The following is a 24,590-nucleotide window of genomic DNA, read 5'->3' as shown; positions in this document are numbered from 1 at the left end:
CTACTATTAATAAAAGCTGGCATCGATAGCTCCTAAAGTTTCATGGGAAATAAGCAAAGCTAAGGTATACCGATGCCAGCTTTTTCGCTGGCATCATGAGTTGGTGGAGTTAAAGTAACAATGAATAAATGATGGCTGGGGTGGTTGATGCCAGCGAAAAGGCTGGCATCGGTGGCTGCTAAAGTTTTGTGGGAAAAAGCTGAAGGTATGCCGATGCCAGCCTTTTTGCTGGTATCATGAGTTAGTAGAATTGTAGTAACAACAAACAAGTGATGGCTAGGGGAGTTGATGCCAGCCTTTTCGTTGGCATCACGAGTTATTGGATTTCTAGTAATGAAAGAATAAGCAATGCTTAAAATTAAAGATGCCAGCTTTTTTGCTGGCATCTTTAATATTTCCGTCAATCGAAATTTCTAAGAAAGACGATCTTTATAACTTTCATATCCATAACTACGAACGAGCTGGAAGGTATCATCTTCTTTCCAGATACCAATGCTGGGCAGGTTAACTCCATTAAAGGTCGTCGTCTTTACCATCGTGTAGTGAATCATATCATCCAGTACAATCTTGTCGCCTTCTTTCAGCTCTTCATCGAAACTATAGTCGCCCATGTAATCGCCGGCCAGACAGGTAGTTCCTCCCATGCGATACGTAGGTTTACCAGCTACAGGGTCCTGATGAGCTCCTAAAATGCGGGGTTTGTAAGGCATCTCCAGCGTATCAGGCATGTGAGCGGAGAATGAAACGTCCAGCATGGCAACATCAATCCCCTGAGCGTCTACTACATCCAGAACGGTAGAAACCAGTACACCCGTTTGCCAGCCGACGGCTGAGCCCGGCTCCATGATGATTTTCAGGTGTGGGAATTTCGCTTTAAAATTCTTTAACACCTGAATTAAATGTTCGGGATCATAATCGGCACGGGTAATGAGGTGACCACCACCCATGTTGAGCCATTTCACCTGCTGTAACAAATCCGCAAAGCGTTCTTCTACATGTATGAGTGTCCGCTCCAATGTGTGAGAATCGTTCTCACAAAGGGTATGAAAGTGCAGACCTTCAATTTCAGCGGGTAATTGTTCAGGCAACATGGCCCGGGTAACGCCTAAACGAGACCCAGGAACGCAGGGGTTATATAAATCAGTGGTAACTTCAGAATACTGAGGGTTAATGCGAATCCCTACCGAAACGCCGGCAGAAGCAGCCTGCTTTCCAAACTTCTCAAACTGTCGCCAGGAATTGAAAGTCAGGTGAGAAGACCGTTCAATTAACTCTGCAATTTCGTCTTCGCGAATGACTGGGACGTAACTATGAGCTTTTGTACCCCATTCTTCATTAATGAGCCGGGCTTCATTGATACTACTGGCAGTAGCTCCTGCCAGGTATTGCCGCAGAAGGGGAAAGGTGCTGAACATGGAGTAACCCTTCAGGGCACAAATAATCTCCACACCAGCTTGTTGCTGTACGTACTTAAGCAGAGAAAGATTACGCTTCAATTTGGCTTCTTCGAGCACAAAACACGGAGAAGGAATCAGATTATAGTTCATGCTGACAAAAATAGCTATGGCTTTCAGAAATTATTGAGAACCTATAGAATCAAATTGTTAACTACTCGAATGAGTTCGATTCTAGGCGAAAAGTTTATTTGAATTTGAGAGAGAAAGTTTTAAAAAATAACGCCTGAAGAATTTCTTCAGGCGTCGGTATCTTCAGACACGAAAACGTTACGTTATTAAACGTACTTGGCGTCGTTCAGGTACTTCGTTACGTATTCGGTTACGCCTTCTTCCAGCGTGTGGAAAGGTTTGTCGTAACCAATCGAACGAAGTTTGCTCATGGATGCTTCCGTGAAATATTGATATTTATCGCGAATGTCAAGCGGCGTATCGATGAAGTCAATGTTAGGTTCCAAGTTCATGGCTTTGAATGTACTCGTAACCAGATCCAGGAAAGTACGGGCTTTGCCACTACCGAGGTTATAAATCCCGGAGTCTTTGCGACTGTACATCAGGAACATACAAACTTCAACCACATCGCGGACGTATACGAAATCACGCATCTGTTCGCCGTCTTTAAAATCGGGATTATGCGAACGGAACAACTTCATACCACCCGTCGATTTAATCTGACGATGAGCGTGCATAATCACCGAAGCCATGCGGCCTTTGTGGTATTCATTAGGACCGTATACGTTGAAGAATTTCAGGCCCGCCCAGAAGAAAGGCTTCTCTTCCTGTTGTAGGGCCCAGATATCAAACTGATTTTTTGATTCTCCGTAGGGGTTCAATGGTTTCAGTTCTGGAATGAGACTTTCATTATCTTCATACCCTAACTCACCTAAACCATAGGTTGCAGCTGACGAAGCGTAGACCAGCGGAATCTGATAGGCTACGCATTTCCGCCAGATTTGTTTGGAATAATTAACGTTTAAATGATCTAAGATCTCGTAATTAAACTCCGTGGTATCGGTGCGGGCTCCAATGTGAAAAATGAATTCTACTTCATGATAATTCTGATCGAGCCACTCAAAGAAATGCTCCCGATCAACGTATTCCTGAATGTTTTTATCTTCTAGATTTTTCTGTTTTTCAACATTCGAAAAATCATCAACGGCAATGATAAAATTGAATTTATCCTCGTTTAACCGTTGAATAAGATTACTTCCTATAAAGCCAGCGGCTCCGGTAACGATAATCATAGATCCTCGCAGTGTATGGAGAGTTTCGTTCGAATAGAAATTCTTTAAATAGAGAACAAAGGTAGGGGCATCGCTAGGTAAAACCTAGTCAAGATTTTGTGAAAAAATTGTATTTATTTAATAATATTCTCAATAAGTGTAGACTTTAGCGTAGGTGAAATAGTACGTAATTAATAAATCGACTAAAAATTGATAGCTAATTTCTGCTCAAATTCAGGAAAAGGAAAAATGTGGTTTTAGTTTGAATCGAAAAGAATAATATAGTAATAGAAAACCGTACCTTTGCGGTCTGTTTTGATCGGTGCTAGGTCGTTCCCACCGGATCAGAATCGGAAAATGTGGAACTTAGCAAGCACTGAACGATGGTATATGTATCAAGAGTAGAGCATTTTAATGCAGCCCACCGGGTTTATAATCCGAGTTGGAGCGATGAACAGAACTACGAGGTTTTCGGCAATTGTGCCAATCCTTACTTCCACGGTCATAATTTCGAACTGATCGTTACGGTGAAAGGCCTTCCGCACCCCGATACGGGCTTTGTGATGGATATGAAGCAGTTAGGCAAATTGGTTAAAGAACACATCGTTGAGAAGGTAGACCACCGCAACCTGAATCATGAGGTTGATTTTCTGAAAGATAAAATTCCGACCTGTGAGGTATTCGTCATGGAAATCTGGAAAATTCTGGCGGATAAAGTAACCGAATCCACCGCAGGTCGCAGCCAGCTTCACAGCCTAAAACTAATAGAAACTCCCAAGAATTTTGTGGAGTATTACGGAGAATAAACTAGTTTTCAGTTTGCTGTTTTCAGTTTTCAATTTCGAGTAACGGGCTTTTACTTGCTTATGCCATTTTAACTGAAAACTGCAAACTGAAAACAGTAAACTAAGCCCATGAAGTACTTTCTCATTGCCGGCGAGCGTTCGGGTGATTTACATGGTTCCAATCTCATCAAGGGCATTTTGCAGCACGACGCTTCGGCTGAGATTCAATGTTGGGGTGGGGAGTTAATGGAGGAAGCTGGAGCTCATCTACTGCATCATTACCGCGACTCCGCGTTCATGGGTTTCTGGGAGGTTGCCAAAAATTATGGAACCATCCGACGGCAGATGAAGGAGTGCAAACAGCATATACTTGCGTTTCGTCCTGATGTTCTGATTCTAATTGATTACGCTGGCTTTAATCTTCGCATGGCGACTTTCGCCAAACAACACCAGATTCGCACGTTCTATTATATCTCGCCCAAAGTCTGGGCCTGGAATCAGAAACGAGCGTTAAAAATCAAGCGGGTAGTGGATCGGATGTTCTGCATCTTTCCCTTTGAAGTCGATTTCTTCCGCAAGTTTGATTATGAAGTAGATTATGTGGGCAATCCTTTGCTGGATGCCATTGCTTCGTTTCAGCCCAATCCTGCTTTCAAAGCTAAACACGGACTGGGCGAACGTCCGATCGTGGCCATACTGCCGGGTAGTCGGGTGCAGGAAGTGAAGCGGATGTTACCGAAGATGTTGTCCGTACGGAATCAGTTTCCTCAGTATCAGTTCGTAATCGGAAAAGTTTCGAATCTTTCCGATGCGTTATACGCAACGGATGTAGCCGATCTATCGTTTGTGACGGATGCTTCATATGATCTACTATCCGTTGCTCATTCGGCTCTGGTTACCTCAGGGACAGCTACGCTGGAAACGGCCTTGTTCAATGTTCCCGAAGTGGTTTGTTATGAAGCAGGAAGTTTAACCTACCTGATTGCCAAACAATTAGTCAAAGTCCCATTTATCTCTTTGGTAAATTTGATTGCGGATAAAGAAGTAGTAAAGGAGCTAATTCAGGAGGAATTTAATACCGAACGAATTGCGAAGGAATTAAAGCTGACGTTGGAAGGAGCATCCCGCCAAACGATGCTCAAGGAATACAAACGACTTCAGGAATTGATAGGTCAACCCGGAGCCTCCGAACGTACCGGAGGGCTAATGGTGAAGGCTTTGAAAAAGTAATGGTACTGTTAGAATAGAACTTCCCGAAGGGTTTAAACATTCGGGAAGTGAGTAGACTAAGCTTCCGATAAGTAATGCTGAATCCAGGATTTACGCGTTCCCTGCACCGTATTAAAGAAGCGGGCGATTTCGACTTTATCCTGATTCCAGTTGCCAGTAGGGCGAAAAGGTTCTCCGAAGTAAACCAGCTTTCTGGCGTAATCAAAAGCACAAAATATAATCGGAACCTGAGCTTTTAAGGCCATATAATAAAAACCCGTTTTCAGTTCCGTAACGTCGCCACGGGTACCTTCGGGAGTAACGCAAATGCGAAATTCCTGGTGATTGTTAAACAGGTCTACCACACTATCTACAAAGTTTTTGGTTTTGCCGCGATCAACCGGATAACCACCCATGGCCTTCATAAACCAGGCTACCGGAGCAGGTTTAAATAACTCTTTCTTACCCAGGTAATAAATCCAGTGACCTATAGCGGCCCGAGCTCCAACGCCGACGAAAAAATCTTTAGAGGTGGCGTGGGGAGCTACCATTAACACGTATTTGGATAAACTCGTTGGATAGGGACCTGCGAGCTTCCAGCCTGCTAAGCGAAATAGAGAAGCGGCAATCCAGCGAAACATTTTTTGTGTTCAGTTTAGAGTGTACGGTTTACAGTTTTGGAAAACAGGGCTTCAGGACTTACTCAAACATGATGAATGGTTTCGGACTAAAGCAAAGTACAAAAACCAGTAAAGAAAACCAGCCGAGTAACTGACGTTTCCAGCCAATGGGTACTTCGATTTCCGCTGGCGGATGGTAAACCCCCAGAAAACGTCCCAGCATGACCGCAAAAAGCAAAAATCCACGGTAACCTTCAACGGCTGGGAAAAAATAACTAATCACCAATTGCATCAGTACCATGCCTAAAGCCAGAGCAGCCACCGTCCAGCGATCGGGATGCAGGCGGCTCATGGCCATGAAATTCAGGCCAATATAGGCTGCCAGATAACCCGCCTGAATGAGAAAATCGTCGGTATTACTCTGGTTAAAGTCCTGATATTTAAACCAACCGAGGCCCGCGTAAAACAGAAAAGCCACAAAGATGATGGGCGAAATAATACGATGCCAGCGACGACCTACTAATCCATACAGAATGTGCCCGCCGTCTAACTGACCGATTGGGAAAAGGTTGAGAGCCGTGAAAAAGAGTGACAAATACCCCGCAAACAGAAAGGGATAATTCGCCATGTCGTACGGAGAAGGAACGGGTCCGGTGGCAACGAATTTCTCGAAAAACCAGAATAATAAGTTATCGCCCAGTTTGACAGCTCCGCGTCCGGCCAGAGCTTCTTCGGTATAGACGTGCTGTGGATATTGATCACCCAGGGCTTTCCACTCGGGGTGAATGGTGAAGATATAATCTGCGGGTGGTAAGTGCGTAAACCCGTACCAAAGTAGGCCCAGGGCAACGAAAAAACCCGCCAGTGGACCAGCAATGCCAATATCAAAGTATTGCTTGTTGGTCTTGACCCGGCTTCTAAGCTGAATAAAGGCCCCCATGGTGCCCATGGTGGTAAAAGGGCCAAACCAGAGTGGAATATAAAAAGGTAGGGTAACTTTTACCTTATTGTAGCGAGCCGTGAAATAGTGACCAAATTCATGAAACGTTAAGACCAGCAGAAAAGGAACGGAAAAGTATAATCCCTCTAAAACCTGCGTAAACGTGAGTGGCGGATTCGCATAAAACAAGGAAGTACCGTGCATCCACTCGGCTCCGGCGATAGTGGTGGTAACGAGGGTTACTACGAATAAGAGTATCTGAATGAATAGTCGACGCCGGGTGCGGCTCATAGATATACGTTTTCTTAAGTGTGGGCTGAATGAATAAATGGCTAGTAATTCAGCAATTTATCCAGAACACTGCCAATGGGATTCAACCAGATCGTTTGTATGCCAACGGTGGCAGCCGCTTCAATATTATCGGCGTTGTCATCAATGAAGAGGGTTTCTTCCGGTAATAATCCGCCACCTTCCCGCAGAGCCTGTCGGTAAAATTCGGGATCTGGTTTCATGAAACCCATTTCGTAGGACAAAAAAGGTTTCTCAAAAAGACTCATAAAATCGTACCCAAGCGAATCGGCACGCTTCAGAATCTCCGTTACATGGATGGAATTAGTGTTACTCAGTAGGAAAACGCGGTATTTTTTAGCCAGTTCCTGAATACGTGCCAGACGTTCTACGGGCATTTCGAGTAATAAAGCACACCAGGCCTTATCGATTTCTTCGTCCGTCCAGCTTCCGTTAAATTCATTGCGGAGCGAATTACGAAAATCGGCTTCGTTTACTTTTCCAATTTCAAATTGATGAAAGAAAGCTTTTTCGTGAAAAAGTCGGGTAGCTTCTTCTTCCGAAAGATTAGCCATTTGAGCAAAAGCCCGATAAGTCAGCGGAACGTCAATATCAATAATGACATTCCCCATATCGAAGATAATATTCTTGATCATAAGATAGGTTATGAAGGAAAAATGGTTTCGAGCCGCAACCCGAAACCATTCGTATTATTCTGAAAAAACGCCCATTTTCGAGAACTTCTCGATTCGTTGATCGATGCGTTCTTCGGGAGACAGGGCTAATAAGTTATGAATACGGGTAAGTAATTCATTCTTGAGAATTTCAGCCATTCGGTCGTGGTCGAGGTGAGCTCCTCCCAGTGGTTCAGGAATGATTCCATCAATCAGACCATTATTACTCATGTCCGTTGCCGTTAACTTAAGAGCTTCGGCTGCCTGTTCTTTGTAATCCCAGCTTCTCCAGAGAATAGAAGAGCAGGATTCGGGTGAAATAACAGAATACCAGGTGTTTTCCAGCATTAATACCTGATCGCCAATGGCAATCCCTAAAGCACCACCAGACGCACCTTCGCCGATGATGACACAGATCACGGGAACTTTCAGCATGAACATTTCCCGTAAGTTACGAGCGATGGCTTCTCCCTGACCGCGTTCTTCCGCTTCCAAGCCGGGAAATGCACCGGGCGTGTCAATCAAGGTAACAATAGGGACATTGAATTTCTCCGCCATTTTCATCAGGCGAAGGGCTTTGCGGTAACCCTCAGGGTTGGGCATTCCGAAGTTACGGAACTGACGTTCTTTTGTATTACGGCCTTTTTGCTGACCAATGATCATGACGGGCTGCCCATCCAGAGTGGCAAAACCACCGACGATGGCTTTATCGTCAGCTACCTGGCGATCTCCGTGAATTTCAATGAAGTCCGTGCAGATGCGGTGGATATAATCCTGTGTATAAGGGCGATCGGGGTGACGTGAAACTTGGACCCGCTGCCAGCGAGTCAGGTTACGGAACGTCTCTTTTTTAAGATCTACTAGTTGGTTTTCTAATACCGTGGTGGCCGAAGAAACGTCTAGATTTTTTTCGGCGGCCAGCCGTTTCATTTCCTCAATCCGGGATTCCAGTTCGGCTATGGGCCGTTCAAAGTCGAGTAAAGTTCGCATAAACAAGTTTCTGGGTTCCTATTCGTTAGCCAGGGGCTACGTACCAAAAATGGTTAGGGCGGTGCAAAAGTAATAAGAAAAGCGGGTGATCGCAGTTCTTTTGACGTTTAGCTACCTAGTTTTAACGGATTTGCGGTTGAATGGGTGGCTCATTACGAAGTTATTATAAATCGTAACTCTGCCCTTTAAGCGGAATTTCCACGTTTGCATACCCTTCGTCGTTCAGTAAATTAGCGAAGGTCTGCATGGATTTTTCTTCCCCGTGAATCAGGAAGATACGCTTTAATCGCGTCGGAGACTGGTATTTAACAAAATTCACCAGATCCTTCTGATCGCCGTGACCACTAAAGACATCGATTTTTTCAATCTTTGCCTGTACCGTATGTTCTACGTCTTTGACACGCAAAGTATTCTGACCATTCAGTAGTCGCCAGCCCAGGGTATCTTCAGCGGCATAACCTACTAAAAGAATGGTACAGTACGGGTTTCCAATGTTAGCTGCCACGTGCTGTTCGACGCGACCGCCAGAAACCATCCCTGAAGCCGAAATGATGATGCAGGGTTCGTTATGGTTGGAGATGGCCCGGCTGGCTTTTTCGCTTTCAACGAAAGTAAGGTTCTTGAAATCAAATAACCGACCATGCTTTTCCTTGAAATCCTTTGCTTCCTGATTCAGGTATTTAATATTGCGTTCGTAGACTTTCGTCGTGGAATGAGCCAGCGGACTATCACTGAACACCCGAATGGGTTTGAAACCTTGCTCCGAGTATAAGCGGTTGAGCGTAAACAGCAACGCCTGCGTTCGGCCCACCGAGAAGGCTGGAATAATCAACCGACCGGGAATGTTAATGCAGGTTCTGCGAATAACATCCGCCAAAGCTTCCTCTGGCGAGCGGGTGTCTTCGTGCAGACGGGCTCCATACGTACTTTCGCAAATCAGGTAATCTACCTGTGGTACGGGAAAAGGCTCGCTGTGAAGCGGATAGTTTTTACGACCCAAATCGCCCGAAAAGCAGAGGGTTTTCGTTTCTCCGTTTTCAGTAATTTCCAGCACAATATGAGCAGCCCCTAATAAGTGACCTGCCGGAATAAAGGTAATCCAGAGACCTTCCTGAACCTGAAATTTCTGATTGAAGGCAATCGGAACAAAGTTTTCCAGCGAGTCATCGACGTGCTTATCCAGATAGATGTCGCCTTTCTTCTCAATCCGGGCCATGCGTTTCCTTTTCTTGTTGGAATCACCGGTAGCCCGGGTTAATCGTTTCTGGTTCAGATGGGCGGCATCCAGTAATAACAGCCGGGTCAGATCATAACTAGGGGAGGTACAGAGCACTTGTCCTTCGTAGCCATCGCGGTAGAGGTTGGGAATGTTACCGGAATGGTCAATGTGGGCATGCGTTAGCAAAACCAGGTTAATCGTCGTAACATCAAACGGAAATAATGCTTTTGGCTCTTCTTCTTCCTCCACGCTGCGACTCATGTTGGTGCCGCAATCCACTAGAATCCGGTAATTATTCGCCAGCTCCAGCAAATACATACTACCCGTGACCTGCCGGGCAGCACCCCAAAAAGTTAGTTTCATTGTATATCTTCAAAGCCACTATAGCCCAAGCACTCTAGTCGAAAGGCCGGTTCTATTAGGTACACCTAAAATCGAAGGGTCGTTTGTCGAGAAGAGATTTCCACTTTGCTGCCTGAAGAATAGAATATTCGATTCAGTAGGGCACAGCCCCGTATTCAGGCGGAAAAGCGGTGTAAATTCGCGTCGGGCTACACCAGTGGCTTATGGTTAGTGACTAGCAAATCAGGCAAATCTACCAAAAGAAACCCGAACTTGAGCATCCTCAGTATATCCAAACCCGAATGAACCGCATCTATTTCCTGATTATTTCCGTCTTTTTTGCTTCTTCCTCGTTTGCTCAAAACATTGACACGTTGGCCCAGGAGGCTCTGATTCGCCGATTGGACTCTTTGCAAAACAGCTTTTTTATGCAGCATGGAAGCGTTTCGGCCTGCATCAAGTCCGTGAAAACCGGGCAAACGGTATTGGCTTTCCACCATCGGAAATCGGTGCCTCCGGCCTCAACTATGAAGCTGATTACCACCGCAACAGCTCTGGCCGTATTGAATCAGAGCTTTACGTATACCACGACGCTTGAGACAGACGGAGTTATTCGAAATGATACCCTGTTTGGTAACCTGTGGATTCGGGGTTCGGGCGATCCTTCGCTGGGCAGTGGCCGTTTTAAATCAACACCGACCTTACCCACCTTATTAAAAAGCTGGGCGACGGCTTTGCGAGATAAAAAAATACGGCATATGACGGGTCGCGTTATCGGAGACGGTAGTGTTTTTGACGAAAACAGTATCCCCGGCGGCTGGCCCTGGGAGGATTTGGGTAACTATTACGGAGCTGGAGTTAGTGGACTGAACATGAACGAGAATAAATTCCGAGCTGTTTTTAAACCCGGTACTGAGCTTGATGATCCAGCAGGCTTGATTCGTACGGAACCTGCCTTGCCCGGTTATACCTTGATTAACCGCGTGAAAACCGATAGCCCCCGGTCGGGCGATCAGGTCACTATCTATTCAACGCCGCTGGGGTCTCAGTATTTCCTGGAAGGATACGTACCCCAGGGTCCGGCGGAATTCGGGGTACAGGGAAGTCTGGCTAATCCCAGTTTGTTCACGGCCACCGCTTTGCAGCAAGTATTACTGGAAAATGGCATTACGGTGGGCGATACCTCGCAAACGTCTTTCGATTTTTTGAGAAGAAATCAAGCCTTAGCTTTTCGGGATACGCTGGCAAAAGTTCAATCACCCACCGTAAAAGACCTGGCAACCGAATGTAATTTCCAAAGTATTAACCTCTACGCCGAAGCTTTTCTGAAAACCATTGGAGTGGCGTTGAATTACGGAAATACGACGCAGGATGGGGTAAAAGCTCTGGAAAAAATCTGGACATCGAAACGCGTAAGTCTGGCTGGGTTTCGGATTAAAGATGGAAGCGGACTGTCGCCCCAAAGTGTGCTTACACTCGACACGATGACAGATATCCTGGCCGTAGCCGCCCGGGAATCTTACTTTCCGGCTTTCTATTCGACCATAGCTGTTTTGGGGAAAAATGGAACGGTTAAGAACATGGGTAGGGGTACCAAAGCAGCCGGTAATGTCAGAGCTAAGAGTGGAAGTATCGGAGGGACCCGGGCTTTTGCGGGCTACTTCAATGGAAAAAACGGGCAGCTTTACGCATTTGCCTTCAATATTCAGCAGTATGATTTAAACTTCGGCAGTTCCACTCGTGAACTGGAAAAGTTAATGGTAATGATGGTCAACTTATAGAATAAATTATTATAACGATTTAGTAACGTTAAAAATGATGAATGACTCACATAAGTTCAGAAAGCTGGCTCATTTGAAAAAAGTAGAAACGGAACTCGAAAGCTCGGATCAGACCTTGCAGCAGGTGCATTCCTGGGTAAGGGAAACGATTGTCGATGAGACTTTAATCACGCAGAAAATTTCGGAAACGGAGGCAGACGAGCAGCCTAGTTTCGGTAATCGCATGGCCGATGGGGTAGCGGAATTTGGGGGAAGCTGGAAGTTTATTCTCAGCTTCATGGCCTTTCTCATCATCTGGATTGCGATCAATAGCTTCTACTTTATCCTACAGAAACCCTTTGACCCTTACCCATTTATCCTGTTAAATCTCATCCTTTCCTGCGTAGCGGCCATTCAGGCTCCAATTATCATGATGAGTCAGAACCGACAGGAAGCTAAAGATCGGCAACGGGCCAGGAACGATTATGCCACGAATCTGAAAGCAGAAATCGAAATTCAGCGTTTACACGATAAAATGAATTTTCTGCTGGATGAAATTGCAGATTTAAAGGCGAAGCTTGGGCATTAGGGGGGATTATAAATCCCTTTACTCCGCTCTTTCGGATTTACAATCCGAAAGAGCGGGGTTATAATTTGTTGAACTAAGTTAATTATCCTTTCTAAAAAAGATTAATTTCTTAGAAAAGCGTTCGTGACGCTGAGATTTTCTAGAAAATATTTAAGTCACACTGAGTTTACTTGGCTTTTATTTAAATAATGTCCAATTCTCAATTTTTAACTGGCCACCCCAGTATGGGTAATTGTTTTTTGAAAAAAAATACCTAATACACGATTTTTATAAATAAAATTACCGCAATTAATTTTAAATTTTACAACCGATTTAGGTAATAAGATTGGACTGCTAGGGAAATTTATTTCATAAAATAAAGGTCTAAAATGTGAAGAGTTATACTTGCGAACAAATATTTCACTGATCTTTTCATCATTGGATACAGTGTCTTTTAAGATATAAATAGCATTTTTGGGAGATAGCGTAAGAGTATCAGTTGACTTATTGTTAATAGTAAGATAAAATGATTTTTCATCTATAGTCTGTAAGTCAACTTTTATTTTTGATTTTGCGAAGGGATCTCCACTCAGGTTAGTATCAACTTTATCAAATGTTGAAAAAACATAATCTTGTTCAATCTGTGGTACATCTATGATGTTGAATTCCTCTATTGTCACTTCTTTTTTTTCACTTAAAGTACAGCAAATACAAATAGCTAATAGGAGGATAGGTAATGCTTTCATAAGTTGAAATATATTTATTGCTAATATTAAATTAATTATTGAATCTGAATAATGAAAAGTATAGATTGATTTCAATACTCTAAGTATTATTCTCATTTGCAACGCAAATTCTCGAGAAAAGCGTTAGCGAGGATTACAAATCCTGGACAGAAGGCTTTCGGATTGTAAATCCGAAAGAGCAAGTGCCCAAACGAAGCTCTTTTAATCTATGCTGGACAATATTATATTAGTTATCATACTTGCATTACCAATTATTATGAATGTAAAAGGGTACTATTATTTACGATTAGGAAGATATTATTATGGAGATAACTTTTCGAAAATATTTTTTGTCCCTTTTACTAATCCTTTCTTTTGGATCAAAGCTGCAATGCCATTCGCTATTACACCACGTTCTAATTTAAAAGATGAATTGATTTTAGTAAATAGAGTAAATGCATTAGTTTATCTATTCTGGATAGATTTACTTTTATTATTGTTAACAGCAATTATCTATCAAATTATTTCATAAGTTAGTCCAAAATTTCATTACGATTCTTGAGAAACGCGTATATAATGCTAGCACTAACATTATATACGCACCTCCGCGACACCATCCCAAACAAACCGATTTCAAAAAAAAGACTCTGGCCCATGAACGAGCCAGAGTCTTTTTTAGAATTAAAATTGAAAACTGTAAGCTGAAAACTTAAGCATTCATCAGCGTTTCGATTTCGTCGGCATCTACGGGGATGGAGGCCATCATGTCGATGTTGCCGCCTTCCGTAATCAGAATGTTGTTTTCCAGACGGATGCCTAGTCCTTCTTCGGGAATGTAAATGCCTGGTTCGCAGGTAAATACCATTCCGGGTTCGAAGCGACGGTATTTACTGCCTACATCGTGTACGTCAAGGCCGAGGAAGTGAGAGGTTCCGTGCATGAAGTATTTTTTGTAAGCCGGCCAATCAGGGTCCTGATTGTCAATGTCATGCTGACTGATCAGTCCCAGACCTTTCAGCTCGCTTTCCATGATTTTACCTACTTCGTAGTGATATTCATCCCAGAGGTTTCCGGGCACAAGCATCGCTGTAGCTTCTTTCATAACGCGATGAACAGCATCGTACACCTGACGCTGGCGGGGTGTATAACGACCCGAAACCGGAATGGAACGAGTCATATCAGCATTGTAATTGGCGTATTCGGCAGCTACATCCAGTAGGATAACGTCACCCGCTTTGCACTGCTGATCGTTGGCCAGGTAGTGAAGTACACAGGCATTCGCTCCTGAAGCAATGATAGGCTCGTAAGCAAAGCCTTTGGACCGTTGACGAACGAATTCGTGTAATAATTCGGCTTCAATTTCAAATTCCCACACACCGGGCTTCACAAAGGAAAGCAAACGACGGAAGCCATCTTCGGTAATTCGCATGGCTTCCTGAAGCAGCGGAAGTTCTTCTTCCTGCTTAATGGCCCGAAGGTTATGCATCAACGGAGCCAGACGCTCGAATTTATGAAGAGGATACAGTGACTGATATTTTTGTACAAATCGAGCCTCACGAGTTTCCACTACGATGTCTGCCCGAGTATGTTCATTGGCATTCAGATAAATATGCTCGGCTTCAAAAATCAGGGTACGAATAATCGTATCAAATTGACGAGTCCAGTAAACGGTCTGAATACCGGATACTTCCCGAGCGTGTTCTTTCGTGTATTTATATCCTTCCCAAACGGCAATGTGCTCGTTGGTTTCTCTCAGGAAGAGAATTTCACGGTGTTTTTCATCGGGAGCATCGGGGAATAATACCACAATACTTTCTTCCTGATCAATACCTGAGAGATAGAAGAGGTCGCTATTTTGACGCAGACGTAGCGTTCCATCGGCATTGGTCGGCAGAATGTCGTTGGAGTGAAAAATAGCAATAGATTTGGGTTTGAGCAGGTTACTTAAACGATGGCGATTACGGATAAATAGCTTGTTCGGAATGGGGTGATATTTCATGCGTTTAATTGATTTTCGCGTTCTGGTAAAAAATGACAGGATGAAGAAGCAGTGAGATATTACTTGCTAATCACGGTTCGATCATCAACAGTCTGCCAAAACCAGCTGATGGCTTAGACACTATTTTTGGCAGTAGTAAATAATCTCCTTGCTGGGCAGGGCATAACGTTCCACTTTTTCGCGGGGCATTTCCAGCACAAAGCGATCCTCGCGAACGTTAAAACCACCTTTGGCTAACTCCTGACCATAGTCTTGTCCGAAGAGCCGGAGGTGGTCATTTTGCCAAAAAATACGCTCGCGTTCTTTAGGATCGGTAATCGTCGGATCTTCGAAGGTATGAGGCTTAGACCAGTCCTGCGGCGATTGAATAATGGCCCAACCGCCAGGTTTCAGCACCCGGTGCAATTCCCGAGTGGCCTGATGGTAATCGTCAACGTGTTCGAGAACGTGGTTACAGAAGGCCACATCGAAGGTGTTATCAGGGAAAGGTATCTGGTGAATATCCATTTTTACCTTCGCCAGCGGACTTTCAATATCCGCCGTGATATAGCCATCTCCGTGTATTTTCTCGAAACGTTCCATGAAGCAATGCTCCGGAGCTACGTGAAGTACTTTCTTTTTTCCCTGGAAAAAATCGGTTCTTTCTTTTAGGAACAGATACATGAGTCGGTGCCGCTCCAGAGCCAGACAATTAGGGCACAGAGCGTTGGCTCTCGACTGTAAACGTCCGTAGGGTAAGAAACGACGAAAGGTTTTGCCACAAACGGGACATTCCTTGTCATTTCCACGTAAGAAAAAAGCAGTGATTTTCAGGGGAATATAACTAACCCGTTGTAAAACGGGGCGGGGTACTGTACGAAGAACTAAGGAGATTAATCGCTTCACTTAATGAAATGCTAAGAGTGATAGTCGGCAAAGATAAGACATCTACGTTATCTGCGGATGTTTGACTGGCTGGCAAATAAAAAAGGGTAGAGCCATGCTCTACCCTTAGGTCTATAACGAATGGAAGGCTTATAACTCCCGAATCCAGATGTTGCGGAAGCTTACGGCATTCCCATGATCCTGTAAACTGATGGGGCCTTTGCCGTGAGGGACATTTTTAGGAGCTCCAATGTATTCCGTTGAACCCTGAATTTTCGTGTGGTTCTGTACAACAATACCGTTGAAAATCACCGTTACATAAGGAGGGGTCTCCACGCCACCATTCTGGTTAAAGCGGGGGGCCGTATAAATAATATCGTAGGTATTCCATTCACCCATCGGACGAATAGGGTTAATCATCGGAGCCGTTTGTTTGTAAATCGACCCGGCCTGACCGTTACGATAGGAGCGGTTCTGGTAGCTATTCAGCACCTGAACTTCATACATACCCTGCATGAAAATACCGCTGTTTCCTTTACCCTGACTTTTTAGTGTTTCGGGTTCGTTAGGTGAACGCCATTCGATGTGGAGTTGGTAATCCTGGAAATCCTGCTTGGTGGAGATATTACCGGCACCTTTCACAACCGTAAAAGCACCGTCTTTTACTTCCCACTTGGCGGGGCTGCCATCTTTTACAGAAACCCAGTTATCCAGATTTTTACCATCAAAGAGAACAATGGCGTCGGATGGGGGAATACCGTAAGCTTTTCCGGGAGTTACCGTTGGAATTTCGGGGTCCCAGAACTCAGTTTCTTCAGGTTTAACGAGGTAGTTTTTCTTGACAGCTCGTTGGTCCTGAGCTGAAACATAACCCAGGGCAGTTAATGATAAACACAGCGAGAGTGTTAGCTTTTGAGCGATCTGCATTGGTCAATACAAAATTTGAAAGTAAGATTGTGGCTGGAAATTACGCCAACAGATTCGTATATAGCTAATTTTTCAAAAAAAAAGGATTTTTGGTACATTTTTGGTATAAAAATATAAAAATTCGGTTATATACGATAGGCCTGTTCAGAAACAGAAAACGTTTAAGCAGCGACAAGCTAGTAGGAATTAAAAAAGTTAGGGTTCTGTTTTGATGGATCATACGATCCCCCTGGTACTCTTAAATATGTCCTTAAGGTTATGAAAGTTATTGAAAATAAAAAGGCACCCGGAAGGCAACTCGTCAAGCACATGAGTTTGCGGACCAAGTGGATTTTGCTGTCTGTTTTTAGTATGATTTTATCCAGCTATGGGATCATAGTGCTGGTGCGGGCGGTCTGGCTTCAGGCGGCGGGGGAGGTTTTTAACCGCTGGTTTCTGTTGGGAATTTATGCCCTGGTATTAATGATTACCGGATTTATCATGTACGGAAACGCGTTGCGAATTCGTACCCGGATGGACACCCGACGGGAGATGCGTCGTTTTATTCGAAAAAATCGGCGATTATTTGCCAAACCCAAGGCGATGATCGTCAAGAAGAAAACGCAACGGACCAAGCAACAAAACCCGGATAAGGAGAAACCTAAAGAAGCTACAAAAGAAAACCCTGCTAAACAATCGTAGCAGGGTTCCAGAAAATTAAGTTAACCATTGTGTTAACTACTTATTTCTTTTCGAAAGAAGCTTTGATTGCTTCTACGTCTACTTTCTTGATAGTAGGTTTCAGTGTAAGGCGTTTGATCGTCGTTACTTTGTTATTCGCGATAGCCTTATTTCTGCGATCCTTGCGTTTCAGTTGTGATACACCCATGATTTTGGAAGTTTGGTATTACTGGTTACCGGTTCGAGTAATCCAGGAATACCTGATTCTCATACTCAGAACCTAAAATGAGCCGCAAAAATACTGGTTTTTCGGCAAATGTCAAATCTCATTCCTCCGAAATATCAAGGAAATTTAGATTAATACGGAAGTAAAGGGCTTTCCCTGCTATTTTTGCAGCATCAAATCATTCATTTAGCTTTTATTCGGGAGATTTCCCCTGCTTCCGGCATCCATACCATCATGAGTATACAAAAACCCAGCCTTCCCCGAGGGACCCGCGATTTTGGTCCAGAGCAGATGGTGAAGCGGAATTTTATCTTTGATACCATCCGTCGTACGTTTCAGAAATATGGTTTTCAGCCGCTGGAAACACCCACGCTGGAAAATCTCTCGGTGCTGATGGGTAAATACGGCGAAGAAGGCGACCAACTGTTATTTAAAGTACTGAATTCGGGTAATTTTTCTGAAAAAATCCAGCCTTCCGATCTGGAAGAAGGCTATAAAAAGTTAACTCCAAAAATTGCCGAGAAAGGCCTGCGTTATGACCTGACGGTGCCCTTTGCCCGTTACGTGGTGATGAATCGGGGTGAGTTAACCTTTCCTTTCAAACGTTACCAGTTACAGCCCGTCTGGCGGGCCGACCGTCCGCAAAAAGGACGTTACCGGGAATTTTATCAGTGTGATGCTGACATTGTTGGTACGGATTCCTTGCTCTGCGAAGCCGAGATCGTAGCGATGTTGCACGAAATTTTTCAGGGACTTTCCATCGAAAACTTCACGATCAAGATTAACAACCGTAAAATTCTGAGTGGAATTGCGGAAGTAATTGGCGTAGCCGGCATGGAAACGACTTTGTTCGTAGCAATTGATAAACTGGATAAGGTAGGTAAAGAAAAGGTAGAGGAAGAGTTGCGGGAAAGAGGAATTTCAAACGATTCGATCGATAAACTGCAACCTCTATTCAGCAGCCTGACTTCTAATGAAGAAACTTTTGCCAGTTTGAAAAGCTGGTTGCAAGGCTCTGAGGTAGGAATGAAAGGCGTGCAGGAACTGGAAACGCTATGGCAGATGGTTCGCACGATGGGGCTGCCGGAAAACCAGATTCAACTCGATATTACCCTGGCTCGGGGGCTGAGTTATTACACCGGAGCTATTTTCGAAGTAAAAGCCAATGGCGTTCAGATCGGTAGTATCTCAGGCGGAGGGCGTTACGATAACCTGACGGCTGCTTTTGGCGTGCCTAATCTGTCGGGCGTTGGTATTTCGCTGGGAGTAGACCGGATTTATGATGTGATGGAAGAACTGAAACTCTTCCCCGAGAATCAGCGTGTAACGACGAAGGTTCTTTTCACTAATTTCGACGCTCAGGCAGAGATGTATTCATTGCCTTTATTACAAAAAGCTCGTCAGGCAGGTATCAATGCCGAATTATACCCTGATTCTGCCAAGCTTAAAAAACAGCTTGATTACGCCGACCGTAAGAAAATTCCTTTTGTGGTATTAATCGGTTCAACCGAAATGGAAACGGGGGAGTTAACCCTAAAAAATATGACTACTGGTGAGCAACAGAAAGTTACCGCCGAAGCATTGATTGAGTTGTTGAAGTAAGGGGACAATGGGTTAATTGTATCCACATCAAAGTAAAAGGGCACCTGATCATCAGGTGCCCTTTTACTTTTCCTCTGCCAGCGTAACCCGGCCAGCTTTTTTGCTGGCAGCCATGAAGTATTTCCTTTTCCCTATTATCCAGAGCGAAGGAACTTATGTGAATTTACGAACCTACTTGGTTTTAAGGGAACGTTAATAAACTCAGAACCGCCCCATGCTACAGAAGGTCTCTCACTTCGTTCAAGATGACACTTAGGAGAAATTACTATTTGCAATCACTGGTGCGAGATTCCATTACGTTCCTAAAATAAGGCAGGTTCCTACCTGCCGTTATCCCTCAAGCCTGTCACCACAGCGAAGGGAGGGAATCCAATCCCTCAAAGTTTCAAAAGCCACGATTCGCGTGAGAGTCCGACGATTATATATTTTAAATCCTCGCTTAAATTTGAGAAAAAGCGACGGGCTCCAGAAATACGCGTTGAATTCTGGACACCGTATTGGCGTATTCGGGAAGACCGGAGATTCGTTTCCAGTCGGCATCGTTACCAAATTTCTTCCAGTTAGCGTCCCTTACTTCCATGGATGGAAAGGTTAGCAAGTACGTCAGGCAAGGCAGGGAATCGCCAATTTTCACTTCACCAAAAAATACGGGCGTTAATCCTACCTTATTAAAGACCTGAATCTCAGCGTCGTTGAACATCGCAATTTTGCGGCGAACGGCGTCTTCGCTAAAGCCCTCGTAGGTTCTTAATTCAAAAATCCGACTTTCGTTTTTAGGCACAGCCAGTTGGGGAAATCCCGAAAAAGCCTGCATGAAAGAAGATTTATAACGAGCGTAAGAGGCTCGGTCAGGTAACAAATTCCGGTAGCTTTCGCTGGCTTTCTGGTACTCCGAATCCTGAGATAAGCGACTATTTACTTCAGCAAAAGCGTTGATTGAAGGGTAGGGAATTAGCACGTATAAAAGTGGGGGTTCGCCTTTTCCTAATTCCCGAAACACGCCCACATTTTTAATTCCCTGGCGGTTAAGGGCTGGCACCAGGGCCGACTTTAGATAATTTTCCTGAGCATTCCCTTTCAGTTCGTAAACCCGTAATTCGAAATAACTTGTGGTGTCAGCGGAAGTAGAAAAAGGTTCTGCCACGGCAGCAGTACCCGCCATTAGTGTAGACGAGACGAAAGTCCGACGATTCATGAATGTGTAGAGGTTATTGATTTATTCGATCAAATATAATAGACAAAAATCCCGTCAGTAATGATTCTGACGGGATTTTTGAAAAGGTATTGACGATTTAGATCGTAAGAATGATCTTTCCAATGTGTCCACCCTCTTCCATATACGTATGAGCTTCAGCAGCCTGTTCCAGTGGAAAAGTTTTGGAAACGTGCGTTTTCAACTTCCCCTGAGCCACCAGCGGCCAGACCCGCATTTCCACATCGGCAGTTAACTGGGCCTTGAAATCGTCGGTACGGGGCGAAAGTGTGCTGCCGGTTAGGCTCAGTCGTTTCGTCATAATATCCATGATGTTAATCGTCGATTTGACGCCTTCCATTCCCGCCAGCCAGCAGAGGCGACCTTCCGGTTTAAGAATTCGCAGGTGTTTAGCCGTATAATCGCCACCAATGTAATCCAGAATTGCGTCAACACCGATGGGAGCTAGCTCCTTTTCAAAATCCTGGGTTTTATAGTTGATGCAACGCTCGGCTCCCCAGCTTTGGGCAAAGGCACATTTTTCGTCGGACCCTGCTGTGGCAAAAACCCGAACGCCAAAGGCCCGAGCCAGTTGAATAGCCGTTAAGCCAATGCCGCTGGTACCTCCCTGAATGAGCAGGGTTTCTCCCGTTTGTACCCGCATTCGCTGGAAAACATTACTCCAGACGGTTAATACGGTTTCGGGTAAGCCCGCCGCTTCTATCATCGAGACGTTTTCGGGAATGGGTAAGCAATGACGGAAATCGGCTACGGCATACTCAGCGTAACCCCCGCCACGAATCAGGGCACACACCCGATCTCCTTTCTTCCAGTGGGTTACTTTCGGCCCGCAGGCACAGATCGTTCCGGCTACTTCCAGACCCAGAATTTCTGGAGTATCTTCTGGCTTGCCGTACTTGCCCTGCCGCATCATAACGTCGGCCCGGTTCAGGCCCGCTGCTTCTACTTTAATAATTACCTGATTTTCGACGGGTTGTGGCGAAGGGCGTTCGGCTAGTTGCAATACTTCCGGGCCACCAGCCTGAGTAACTATGATTGCTTTCATGGGTAAAGAGGTTTAAGATAACACACGAATTGTCACGAGTAACTGGCCTACATGTCGCATGGTATGCTCTGCCGAATGAACATAAAGGCCAAGTACGGTAGAAGGTAACTGAGCCCGGCCCACGCCACGTACCTGGGTCAGTTGATCGGGATGGGTCTGGCGAAGTTGCTCCAACGCTTTTTCTACCTGAGTATTAAAACGCTGCACCAGCTCTTCCGTACGTACATCGGTTGCCAGGCCTTCAGCCTGAGGTATTCCAGTTGCGTTTCCGTAAGGGCTTCGCCGCGAGCATAGGTGTACAGGCGATCAAGAACGCCCGTCAGGTGTTGCAGGTGAAAACCGGGTGAAGCTAGTTCAGAAGGACGCTCCCAGAGACGAACCGAAGGAAAATCCTGGGTGAGTTCAGCTAGTTCTTCCCGAGCCTGAAGCAAGGCATGAGCTACAGGCTGTAATAAAACGGGCATATCGGGTAGGGGACCGCGTAACCACACTTCACGTTTTTCTGCCATGATATTTTAATCTAGTTTATGTGTTAGATGGGTTAGAGAGGTTTTGAAGTTTTCTTTCAAACATAAAATCAATTCCACGGGTTAGCCCCGGCGGTTGGTACTCGTGTTTTGGTTAGTAAACGGTATAGAAGAACGTTTCCAGCAGTCCTCATCAACGATACATCATTATCTAAATTAGTTTGCCGCTGAAATTTATCGACTAAAAGTTCATCATTCTTATGAAAAGCAATTGCTTTGGTGGGGAGCGGGGGTCTTATTGAGCAGTACAGCCCTGGCTCAATCCACTAAAAATAAGCTCGAAGAAGCTCATCAATTTGGGAAATATCAACCCGTGGGCCTGGCTATCTCAAAGGAGGGCCGAACCTTTGTAACGTTCCCCAAATGGTCCAATGATTATATAAATGCCTTGATTGAAATTAAGGCTGACGGCTCGGAAGTGCCCTATCCCAATCAGGAGTGGAATACCTGGGATACTACGCATGTACAGGATCGTTTCGTCAGCTTACAGGCAGTTTTCATTGATGATACCAACACTTTATGGGCTTTAGATCCAGCCAATCCTGATTTTGGAAAGTCGATTGCGGAGGGAATCAAGCTATTGAAAATTAACCTGGCTACGAACCAGATTGAACGCATTTATCGATTTGAAGATTTGCCCCGTAGCAAAACCGGACTTAATGATTTGAATGTCGATACCAAACGGAATCTGGCGTATTTATCTGATCCTAGCCGGGCAGCCCTTGTGGTGCTGGATTTAAAAACGGGCAAAAGCCGAACAGTACTGGAAAAAGACGCTTCAACCACGGCCGACCCTACTTATCATTTACACATTGATGGCATTGAAGTAAAAGATCAGTCAGGAAAGCCTTTCAGTAGTAACGTGAATGGCATTGCTCTGGCGGGCGAATACTTCTATTACCGACCCATCACGCAAACCAAATTATTCCGAATTCCAACGGCGGCTCTGGCGGATGCTTCGTTATCGGCGGAGCAGTTGAAAGCTAAAGTAGAGACCGTAGGTGTGGCAGGAATTTCCCATGGTATGTTTGCGGACAAAGCGGGAAATGTTTACATGGGTGATTCGGAAAAGAAAACGCTGCATCGGTATAATGCCAAACGCAAGCAATTCGAAACGCTTGTTCAGGACGATCGGCTGTTATGGCCCGATAGCTACGCCATTGGCCCGGATGGCTATTTATACGTTACCGCAGCTCAGTATCAGCGATTAGCAAAGTTTAATCAAGGAAAGAATAAAGTAGAGTATCCTTTTCGGATGTACAAGCTAAAATTATAGCCAGTAAATAATAAAAGCCCTGAATAGTTGAGATTCAGGGCTTTTATTATTTATGTCAGAAAAGGAAATTAACGGCCACCACCGAAGAGTTTTGAAACGACCCAGATCACCAGAGCAACGCCTAAAACGACCAGGATAATACCGCTCCAAACACCGGCTTTAAAAATACCCTTAATGGCTTCGCAACTGGTTAAACTTACCATTAAGGTTGCGAGAATAACGTAGATAGACAGGCGAGAGTTTTGTAATGTTTTCATAAGGGTAAAGGGATATGTGAACAAGAAGTTAATAAAATCTATACGTTAAAAATCCATTCCAGTTTATAAGAGAAAAGAGATTATTCCCCTTTACTGACTTCTGAGGCCAGTTTCAGCACCAGATCGCCATCTTCCTGTTTAATAACCAGAGCCGGATTGTCATCTGTGCCGTGTCGAGTTATTTTCTCGCCTTTGATGGTCTTTTCATACGTTTCTTTATGTACGGAATCAATTGTTCCGTGAGCCTTCCCATTTCCCCACTTCCAGCTTACTTTATCTCCTTTTTTCATTGGTCTTATTATTTGTTTAAAAACTAAGTACTAATAAATCATTCCAGTAATTATTAAATGATGAATGAATCCATTCCGTTGATCCTGACGGTCAAGCTAGACCCAACGTCACAGACGTATTTTGATGACCTACGAAAAAGATATTTTCCAGTAGAAAAGAACTATCTGAATGCTCATTTATCCTTATTTCATCAGTTACCGAATGCTGACCCTGGCATAGAGGATACTTTACTTAAGGTCACCCAAAGAGAAGCCTTCGAAATGCAGGTGAGTGAAGTAAAAATGATTGGCAAAGGAGTTGCCTTTCGAGTGGAAAGTAATACGCTCAAAACTTTACATAAACAGCTTCAGAAAAGTTGGAAGGAATTTCTGATTCCACAGGATCAGCAAGGGTTATGGCCGCATATTACCGTGCAGAATAAAGTAAGCCCGGAAGAAGCGAAGCAACTGGCTGCTCAATTAGAGGAGACCTTTGAGCCTTTTGCGATTACTGCTCAGGGGTTAATCTTGTGGGAATACCATCAGGGGACTTGGAAGTTTCTGAAGGAATTTGAGTTTAAATAAGAGCGATTATGGATCGGCGTGATTATCACGTAGAGACGCGACTTCATTGCGTGTGGCCGGTCGATGAAAATAATGTAGAGGTAACAAAATGGTCATCCGCCCTGGCTAGTGTCCTCACTAACCACTATAGTTTTATTCATGGCTGGTGAGGACACCAGCCAAGGCGGGAGGTGACTAGCCAGGGTGGGAGCGTCTAGTCGGGCGATGAAAAATAATGTAGAGGTAATAAAACCGCCTCTTACCCAGACGCGACTTTTTGGATTGCCCCCGAAAAGTTAGACATTAACTGAAAGGAGCAATGCAAAAGAAAAAGAAGTATAGTTATGCCTTTAAGAAATTAGCG

The 24,590-nt window shown here is 44.5% G+C and carries 26 protein-coding genes and 1 pseudogene; 9 read left to right on the top strand and 18 right to left on the bottom strand.

The genetic code is table 11. The features are described 5' to 3' along the window. Positions 1–59: 59 nt before the first annotated feature. The 3 genes from BWI96_RS19660 to rfaD form a co-directional block, all read right to left on the bottom strand. A complete protein-coding gene (locus BWI96_RS19660; RefSeq protein ID WP_106638227.1) occupies positions 60–386 on the bottom strand; it encodes a hypothetical protein in 327 nt (108 codons plus the stop codon). Between the two features lie 27 nt (positions 387–413). Further along, on the bottom strand, positions 414–1,547 hold the full coding sequence (gene nspC / locus BWI96_RS19655) for a carboxynorspermidine decarboxylase (protein WP_106638226.1): 1,134 nt from the start codon (positions 1,545–1,547) through the stop codon (positions 414–416). A gap of 185 nt (positions 1,548–1,732) precedes the next feature. Further along, positions 1,733–2,698, bottom strand: a complete 966-nt coding sequence (gene rfaD, locus BWI96_RS19650) for an ADP-glyceromanno-heptose 6-epimerase (RefSeq protein ID WP_106638225.1) — start codon at positions 2,696–2,698, stop codon at positions 1,733–1,735. 362 nt (positions 2,699–3,060) lie between these two features. Between rfaD and BWI96_RS19645 the strand changes: the two genes are divergently transcribed. Then, the gene (locus tag BWI96_RS19645) at positions 3,061–3,483 is read left to right on the top strand and encodes a 6-carboxytetrahydropterin synthase (RefSeq protein WP_106638224.1); all 423 of its coding nucleotides are present in this window, start codon (positions 3,061–3,063) and stop codon (positions 3,481–3,483) included. A gap of 108 nt (positions 3,484–3,591) precedes the next feature. Continuing rightward, on the top strand, positions 3,592–4,692 hold the full coding sequence (gene lpxB / locus BWI96_RS19640; protein WP_106638223.1) for a lipid-A-disaccharide synthase: 1,101 nt from the start codon (positions 3,592–3,594) through the stop codon (positions 4,690–4,692). A gap of 56 nt (positions 4,693–4,748) precedes the next feature. On the opposite strand, the gene BWI96_RS19635 is transcribed toward lpxB, so the two are convergent. The 5 genes from BWI96_RS19635 to BWI96_RS19615 all read right to left on the bottom strand — a co-directional run bounded on the left by BWI96_RS19635 (position 4,749) and on the right by BWI96_RS19615 (position 9,765). Further along, entirely contained in the window at positions 4,749–5,312 is a 564-nt protein-coding gene (locus tag BWI96_RS19635; RefSeq protein ID WP_106638222.1) for a 1-acyl-sn-glycerol-3-phosphate acyltransferase, read from the bottom strand. Between the two features lie 58 nt (positions 5,313–5,370). Beyond that, positions 5,371–6,522 carry a site-2 protease family protein gene (locus BWI96_RS19630; RefSeq protein WP_106638221.1) on the bottom strand — a complete coding sequence of 384 codons (1,152 nt, stop codon included), beginning with the start codon at positions 6,520–6,522 and terminating at the stop codon, positions 5,371–5,373. A 41-nt stretch (positions 6,523–6,563) separates the two neighbouring features. Next, on the bottom strand, positions 6,564–7,175 hold the full coding sequence (locus BWI96_RS19625) for an HAD family phosphatase (protein ID WP_106638220.1): 612 nt from the start codon (positions 7,173–7,175) through the stop codon (positions 6,564–6,566). Positions 7,176–7,229: 54 nt separating this feature from the next. Further along, a complete protein-coding gene (locus BWI96_RS19620; RefSeq protein ID WP_106638219.1) occupies positions 7,230–8,183 on the bottom strand; it encodes an acetyl-CoA carboxylase carboxyltransferase subunit alpha in 954 nt (317 codons plus the stop codon). Positions 8,184–8,346: 163 nt separating this feature from the next. Continuing rightward, complete coding sequence (locus tag BWI96_RS19615; protein ID WP_106638218.1) at positions 8,347–9,765, bottom strand: MBL fold metallo-hydrolase RNA specificity domain-containing protein; 1,419 nt, start codon at positions 9,763–9,765, stop codon at positions 8,347–8,349. A 281-nt stretch (positions 9,766–10,046) separates the two neighbouring features. Between BWI96_RS19615 and dacB the strand changes: the two genes are divergently transcribed. After that, positions 10,047–11,525, top strand: coding sequence for a D-alanyl-D-alanine carboxypeptidase/D-alanyl-D-alanine-endopeptidase (gene dacB / locus BWI96_RS19610; protein WP_106638217.1), 1,479 nt, complete (start codon positions 10,047–10,049; stop codon positions 11,523–11,525). A gap of 34 nt (positions 11,526–11,559) precedes the next feature. Next, entirely contained in the window at positions 11,560–12,093 is a 534-nt protein-coding gene (locus BWI96_RS19605; RefSeq protein WP_106638216.1) for a DUF1003 domain-containing protein, read from the top strand. Positions 12,094–12,299: 206 nt separating this feature from the next. On the opposite strand, the gene BWI96_RS19600 is transcribed toward BWI96_RS19605, so the two are convergent. Continuing rightward, positions 12,300–12,818, bottom strand: coding sequence for a hypothetical protein (locus BWI96_RS19600; protein WP_157830456.1), 519 nt, complete (start codon positions 12,816–12,818; stop codon positions 12,300–12,302). 208 nt (positions 12,819–13,026) lie between these two features. Between BWI96_RS19600 and BWI96_RS19595 the strand changes: the two genes are divergently transcribed. Next, complete coding sequence (locus tag BWI96_RS19595; protein ID WP_106638214.1) at positions 13,027–13,329, top strand: hypothetical protein; 303 nt, start codon at positions 13,027–13,029, stop codon at positions 13,327–13,329. A 177-nt stretch (positions 13,330–13,506) separates the two neighbouring features. Here the strand turns inward: BWI96_RS19595 and BWI96_RS19590 are convergent, their stop codons facing one another. The 3 genes from BWI96_RS19590 to BWI96_RS19580 all read right to left on the bottom strand — a co-directional run bounded on the left by BWI96_RS19590 (position 13,507) and on the right by BWI96_RS19580 (position 16,587). Continuing rightward, a complete protein-coding gene (locus BWI96_RS19590) occupies positions 13,507–14,796 on the bottom strand; it encodes an aminopeptidase P N-terminal domain-containing protein (RefSeq protein ID WP_106638213.1) in 1,290 nt (429 codons plus the stop codon). A 120-nt stretch (positions 14,797–14,916) separates the two neighbouring features. Then, the gene (locus BWI96_RS19585) at positions 14,917–15,681 is read right to left on the bottom strand and encodes a class I SAM-dependent methyltransferase (protein ID WP_106638212.1); all 765 of its coding nucleotides are present in this window, start codon (positions 15,679–15,681) and stop codon (positions 14,917–14,919) included. Positions 15,682–15,810: 129 nt separating this feature from the next. Continuing rightward, on the bottom strand, positions 15,811–16,587 hold the full coding sequence (locus tag BWI96_RS19580; RefSeq protein WP_106638211.1) for a DUF1080 domain-containing protein: 777 nt from the start codon (positions 16,585–16,587) through the stop codon (positions 15,811–15,813). A 258-nt stretch (positions 16,588–16,845) separates the two neighbouring features. Between BWI96_RS19580 and BWI96_RS19575 the strand changes: the two genes are divergently transcribed. Then, positions 16,846–17,268, top strand: coding sequence for a hypothetical protein (locus BWI96_RS19575; protein ID WP_157830455.1), 423 nt, complete (start codon positions 16,846–16,848; stop codon positions 17,266–17,268). A gap of 40 nt (positions 17,269–17,308) precedes the next feature. Here the strand turns inward: BWI96_RS19575 and BWI96_RS22040 are convergent, their stop codons facing one another. Next, positions 17,309–17,455: a hypothetical protein gene (locus BWI96_RS22040; protein WP_198555320.1), complete on the bottom strand. Its 147-nt coding sequence runs from the start codon at positions 17,453–17,455 to the stop codon at positions 17,309–17,311. A 258-nt stretch (positions 17,456–17,713) separates the two neighbouring features. Here BWI96_RS22040 and hisS point away from each other — a divergent pair, with 258 nt between their 5' ends. Then, positions 17,714–19,075 carry a histidine--tRNA ligase gene (gene hisS, locus BWI96_RS19570; RefSeq protein ID WP_106638256.1) on the top strand — a complete coding sequence of 454 codons (1,362 nt, stop codon included), beginning with the start codon at positions 17,714–17,716 and terminating at the stop codon, positions 19,073–19,075. A 439-nt stretch (positions 19,076–19,514) separates the two neighbouring features. Here the strand turns inward: hisS and BWI96_RS19565 are convergent, their stop codons facing one another. The 3 genes and pseudogenes from BWI96_RS19565 to BWI96_RS19555 all read right to left on the bottom strand — a co-directional run bounded on the left by BWI96_RS19565 (position 19,515) and on the right by BWI96_RS19555 (position 21,842). Then, the gene (locus BWI96_RS19565; protein WP_106638209.1) at positions 19,515–20,270 is read right to left on the bottom strand and encodes an NIPSNAP family protein; all 756 of its coding nucleotides are present in this window, start codon (positions 20,268–20,270) and stop codon (positions 19,515–19,517) included. A 97-nt stretch (positions 20,271–20,367) separates the two neighbouring features. Further along, positions 20,368–21,333: an NAD(P)H-quinone oxidoreductase gene (locus BWI96_RS19560; RefSeq protein ID WP_106638208.1), complete on the bottom strand. Its 966-nt coding sequence runs from the start codon at positions 21,331–21,333 to the stop codon at positions 20,368–20,370. Positions 21,334–21,345: 12 nt separating this feature from the next. Further along, a pseudogene (locus BWI96_RS19555) lies at positions 21,346–21,842 on the bottom strand (DinB family protein). 229 nt (positions 21,843–22,071) lie between these two features. Between BWI96_RS19555 and BWI96_RS19550 the strand changes: the two are divergent. After that, positions 22,072–23,136, top strand: coding sequence for an L-dopachrome tautomerase-related protein (locus BWI96_RS19550; RefSeq protein WP_106638207.1), 1,065 nt, complete (start codon positions 22,072–22,074; stop codon positions 23,134–23,136). Between the two features lie 68 nt (positions 23,137–23,204). On the opposite strand, the gene BWI96_RS19545 is transcribed toward BWI96_RS19550, so the two are convergent. Together BWI96_RS19545 and BWI96_RS19540 are read right to left on the bottom strand one after the other, a co-directional pair. After that, on the bottom strand, positions 23,205–23,393 hold the full coding sequence (locus BWI96_RS19545) for a hypothetical protein (protein WP_106638206.1): 189 nt from the start codon (positions 23,391–23,393) through the stop codon (positions 23,205–23,207). Positions 23,394–23,473: 80 nt separating this feature from the next. Then, positions 23,474–23,683 carry a DUF2945 domain-containing protein gene (locus BWI96_RS19540; protein ID WP_106638205.1) on the bottom strand — a complete coding sequence of 70 codons (210 nt, stop codon included), beginning with the start codon at positions 23,681–23,683 and terminating at the stop codon, positions 23,474–23,476. A 57-nt stretch (positions 23,684–23,740) separates the two neighbouring features. On the opposite strand from BWI96_RS19540, the gene BWI96_RS19535 reads away from it, so the two are divergent. Beyond that, entirely contained in the window at positions 23,741–24,247 is a 507-nt protein-coding gene (locus tag BWI96_RS19535) for a 2'-5' RNA ligase family protein (protein WP_106638204.1), read from the top strand. The last annotated feature ends 343 nt before the right edge of the window (positions 24,248–24,590 follow it).

Source organism: Siphonobacter sp. SORGH_AS_0500, from assembly GCF_002838835.1.
Lineage (GTDB): Bacteria > Bacteroidota > Bacteroidia > Cytophagales > Spirosomataceae > Siphonobacter.
This window is presented reverse-complemented; position numbering and strand designations above follow the sequence as displayed.

Bases quoted from the DNA above. Each gene is read 5' to 3' on its own strand.
- BWI96_RS19660 (WP_106638227.1), bottom strand. From the start codon at position 386: ATGCCAGCAAAAAAGCTGGCATCTTTAATTTTAAGCATTGCTTATTCT.
- lpxB (WP_106638223.1), top strand. From the start codon at position 3,592: ATGAAGTACTTTCTCATTGCCGGCGAGCGTTCGGGTGATTTACATGGT.
- dacB (WP_106638217.1), top strand. From the start codon at position 10,047: ATGAACCGCATCTATTTCCTGATTATTTCCGTCTTTTTTGCTTCTTCC.
- BWI96_RS19600 (WP_157830456.1), bottom strand. From the start codon at position 12,818: ATGAAAGCATTACCTATCCTCCTATTAGCTATTTGTATTTGCTGTACT.
- BWI96_RS19615 (WP_106638218.1), bottom strand. From the start codon at position 9,765: ATGAAACTAACTTTTTGGGGTGCTGCCCGGCAGGTCACGGGTAGTATG.
- BWI96_RS19590 (WP_106638213.1), bottom strand. From the start codon at position 14,796: ATGAAATATCACCCCATTCCGAACAAGCTATTTATCCGTAATCGCCAT.
- rfaD (WP_106638225.1), bottom strand. From the start codon at position 2,698: ATGATTATCGTTACCGGAGCCGCTGGCTTTATAGGAAGTAATCTTATT.
- BWI96_RS19565 (WP_106638209.1), bottom strand. From the start codon at position 20,270: ATGAATCGTCGGACTTTCGTCTCGTCTACACTAATGGCGGGTACTGCT.
- BWI96_RS19645 (WP_106638224.1), top strand. From the start codon at position 3,061: ATGGTATATGTATCAAGAGTAGAGCATTTTAATGCAGCCCACCGGGTT.
- BWI96_RS19635 (WP_106638222.1), bottom strand. From the start codon at position 5,312: ATGTTTCGCTGGATTGCCGCTTCTCTATTTCGCTTAGCAGGCTGGAAG.
- nspC (WP_106638226.1), bottom strand. From the start codon at position 1,547: ATGAACTATAATCTGATTCCTTCTCCGTGTTTTGTGCTCGAAGAAGCC.
- BWI96_RS19605 (WP_106638216.1), top strand. From the start codon at position 11,560: ATGATGAATGACTCACATAAGTTCAGAAAGCTGGCTCATTTGAAAAAA.
- BWI96_RS19580 (WP_106638211.1), bottom strand. From the start codon at position 16,587: ATGCAGATCGCTCAAAAGCTAACACTCTCGCTGTGTTTATCATTAACT.
- BWI96_RS19540 (WP_106638205.1), bottom strand. From the start codon at position 23,683: ATGAAAAAAGGAGATAAAGTAAGCTGGAAGTGGGGAAATGGGAAGGCT.
- BWI96_RS19625 (WP_106638220.1), bottom strand. From the start codon at position 7,175: ATGATCAAGAATATTATCTTCGATATGGGGAATGTCATTATTGATATT.
- BWI96_RS19630 (WP_106638221.1), bottom strand. From the start codon at position 6,522: ATGAGCCGCACCCGGCGTCGACTATTCATTCAGATACTCTTATTCGTA.
- BWI96_RS19595 (WP_106638214.1), top strand. From the start codon at position 13,027: ATGCTGGACAATATTATATTAGTTATCATACTTGCATTACCAATTATT.
- BWI96_RS22040 (WP_198555320.1), bottom strand. From the start codon at position 17,455: ATGGGTGTATCACAACTGAAACGCAAGGATCGCAGAAATAAGGCTATC.
- BWI96_RS19575 (WP_157830455.1), top strand. From the start codon at position 16,846: ATGAAAGTTATTGAAAATAAAAAGGCACCCGGAAGGCAACTCGTCAAG.
- BWI96_RS19620 (WP_106638219.1), bottom strand. From the start codon at position 8,183: ATGCGAACTTTACTCGACTTTGAACGGCCCATAGCCGAACTGGAATCC.
- BWI96_RS19560 (WP_106638208.1), bottom strand. From the start codon at position 21,333: ATGAAAGCAATCATAGTTACTCAGGCTGGTGGCCCGGAAGTATTGCAA.
- BWI96_RS19545 (WP_106638206.1), bottom strand. From the start codon at position 23,393: ATGAAAACATTACAAAACTCTCGCCTGTCTATCTACGTTATTCTCGCA.
- BWI96_RS19535 (WP_106638204.1), top strand. From the start codon at position 23,741: ATGATGAATGAATCCATTCCGTTGATCCTGACGGTCAAGCTAGACCCA.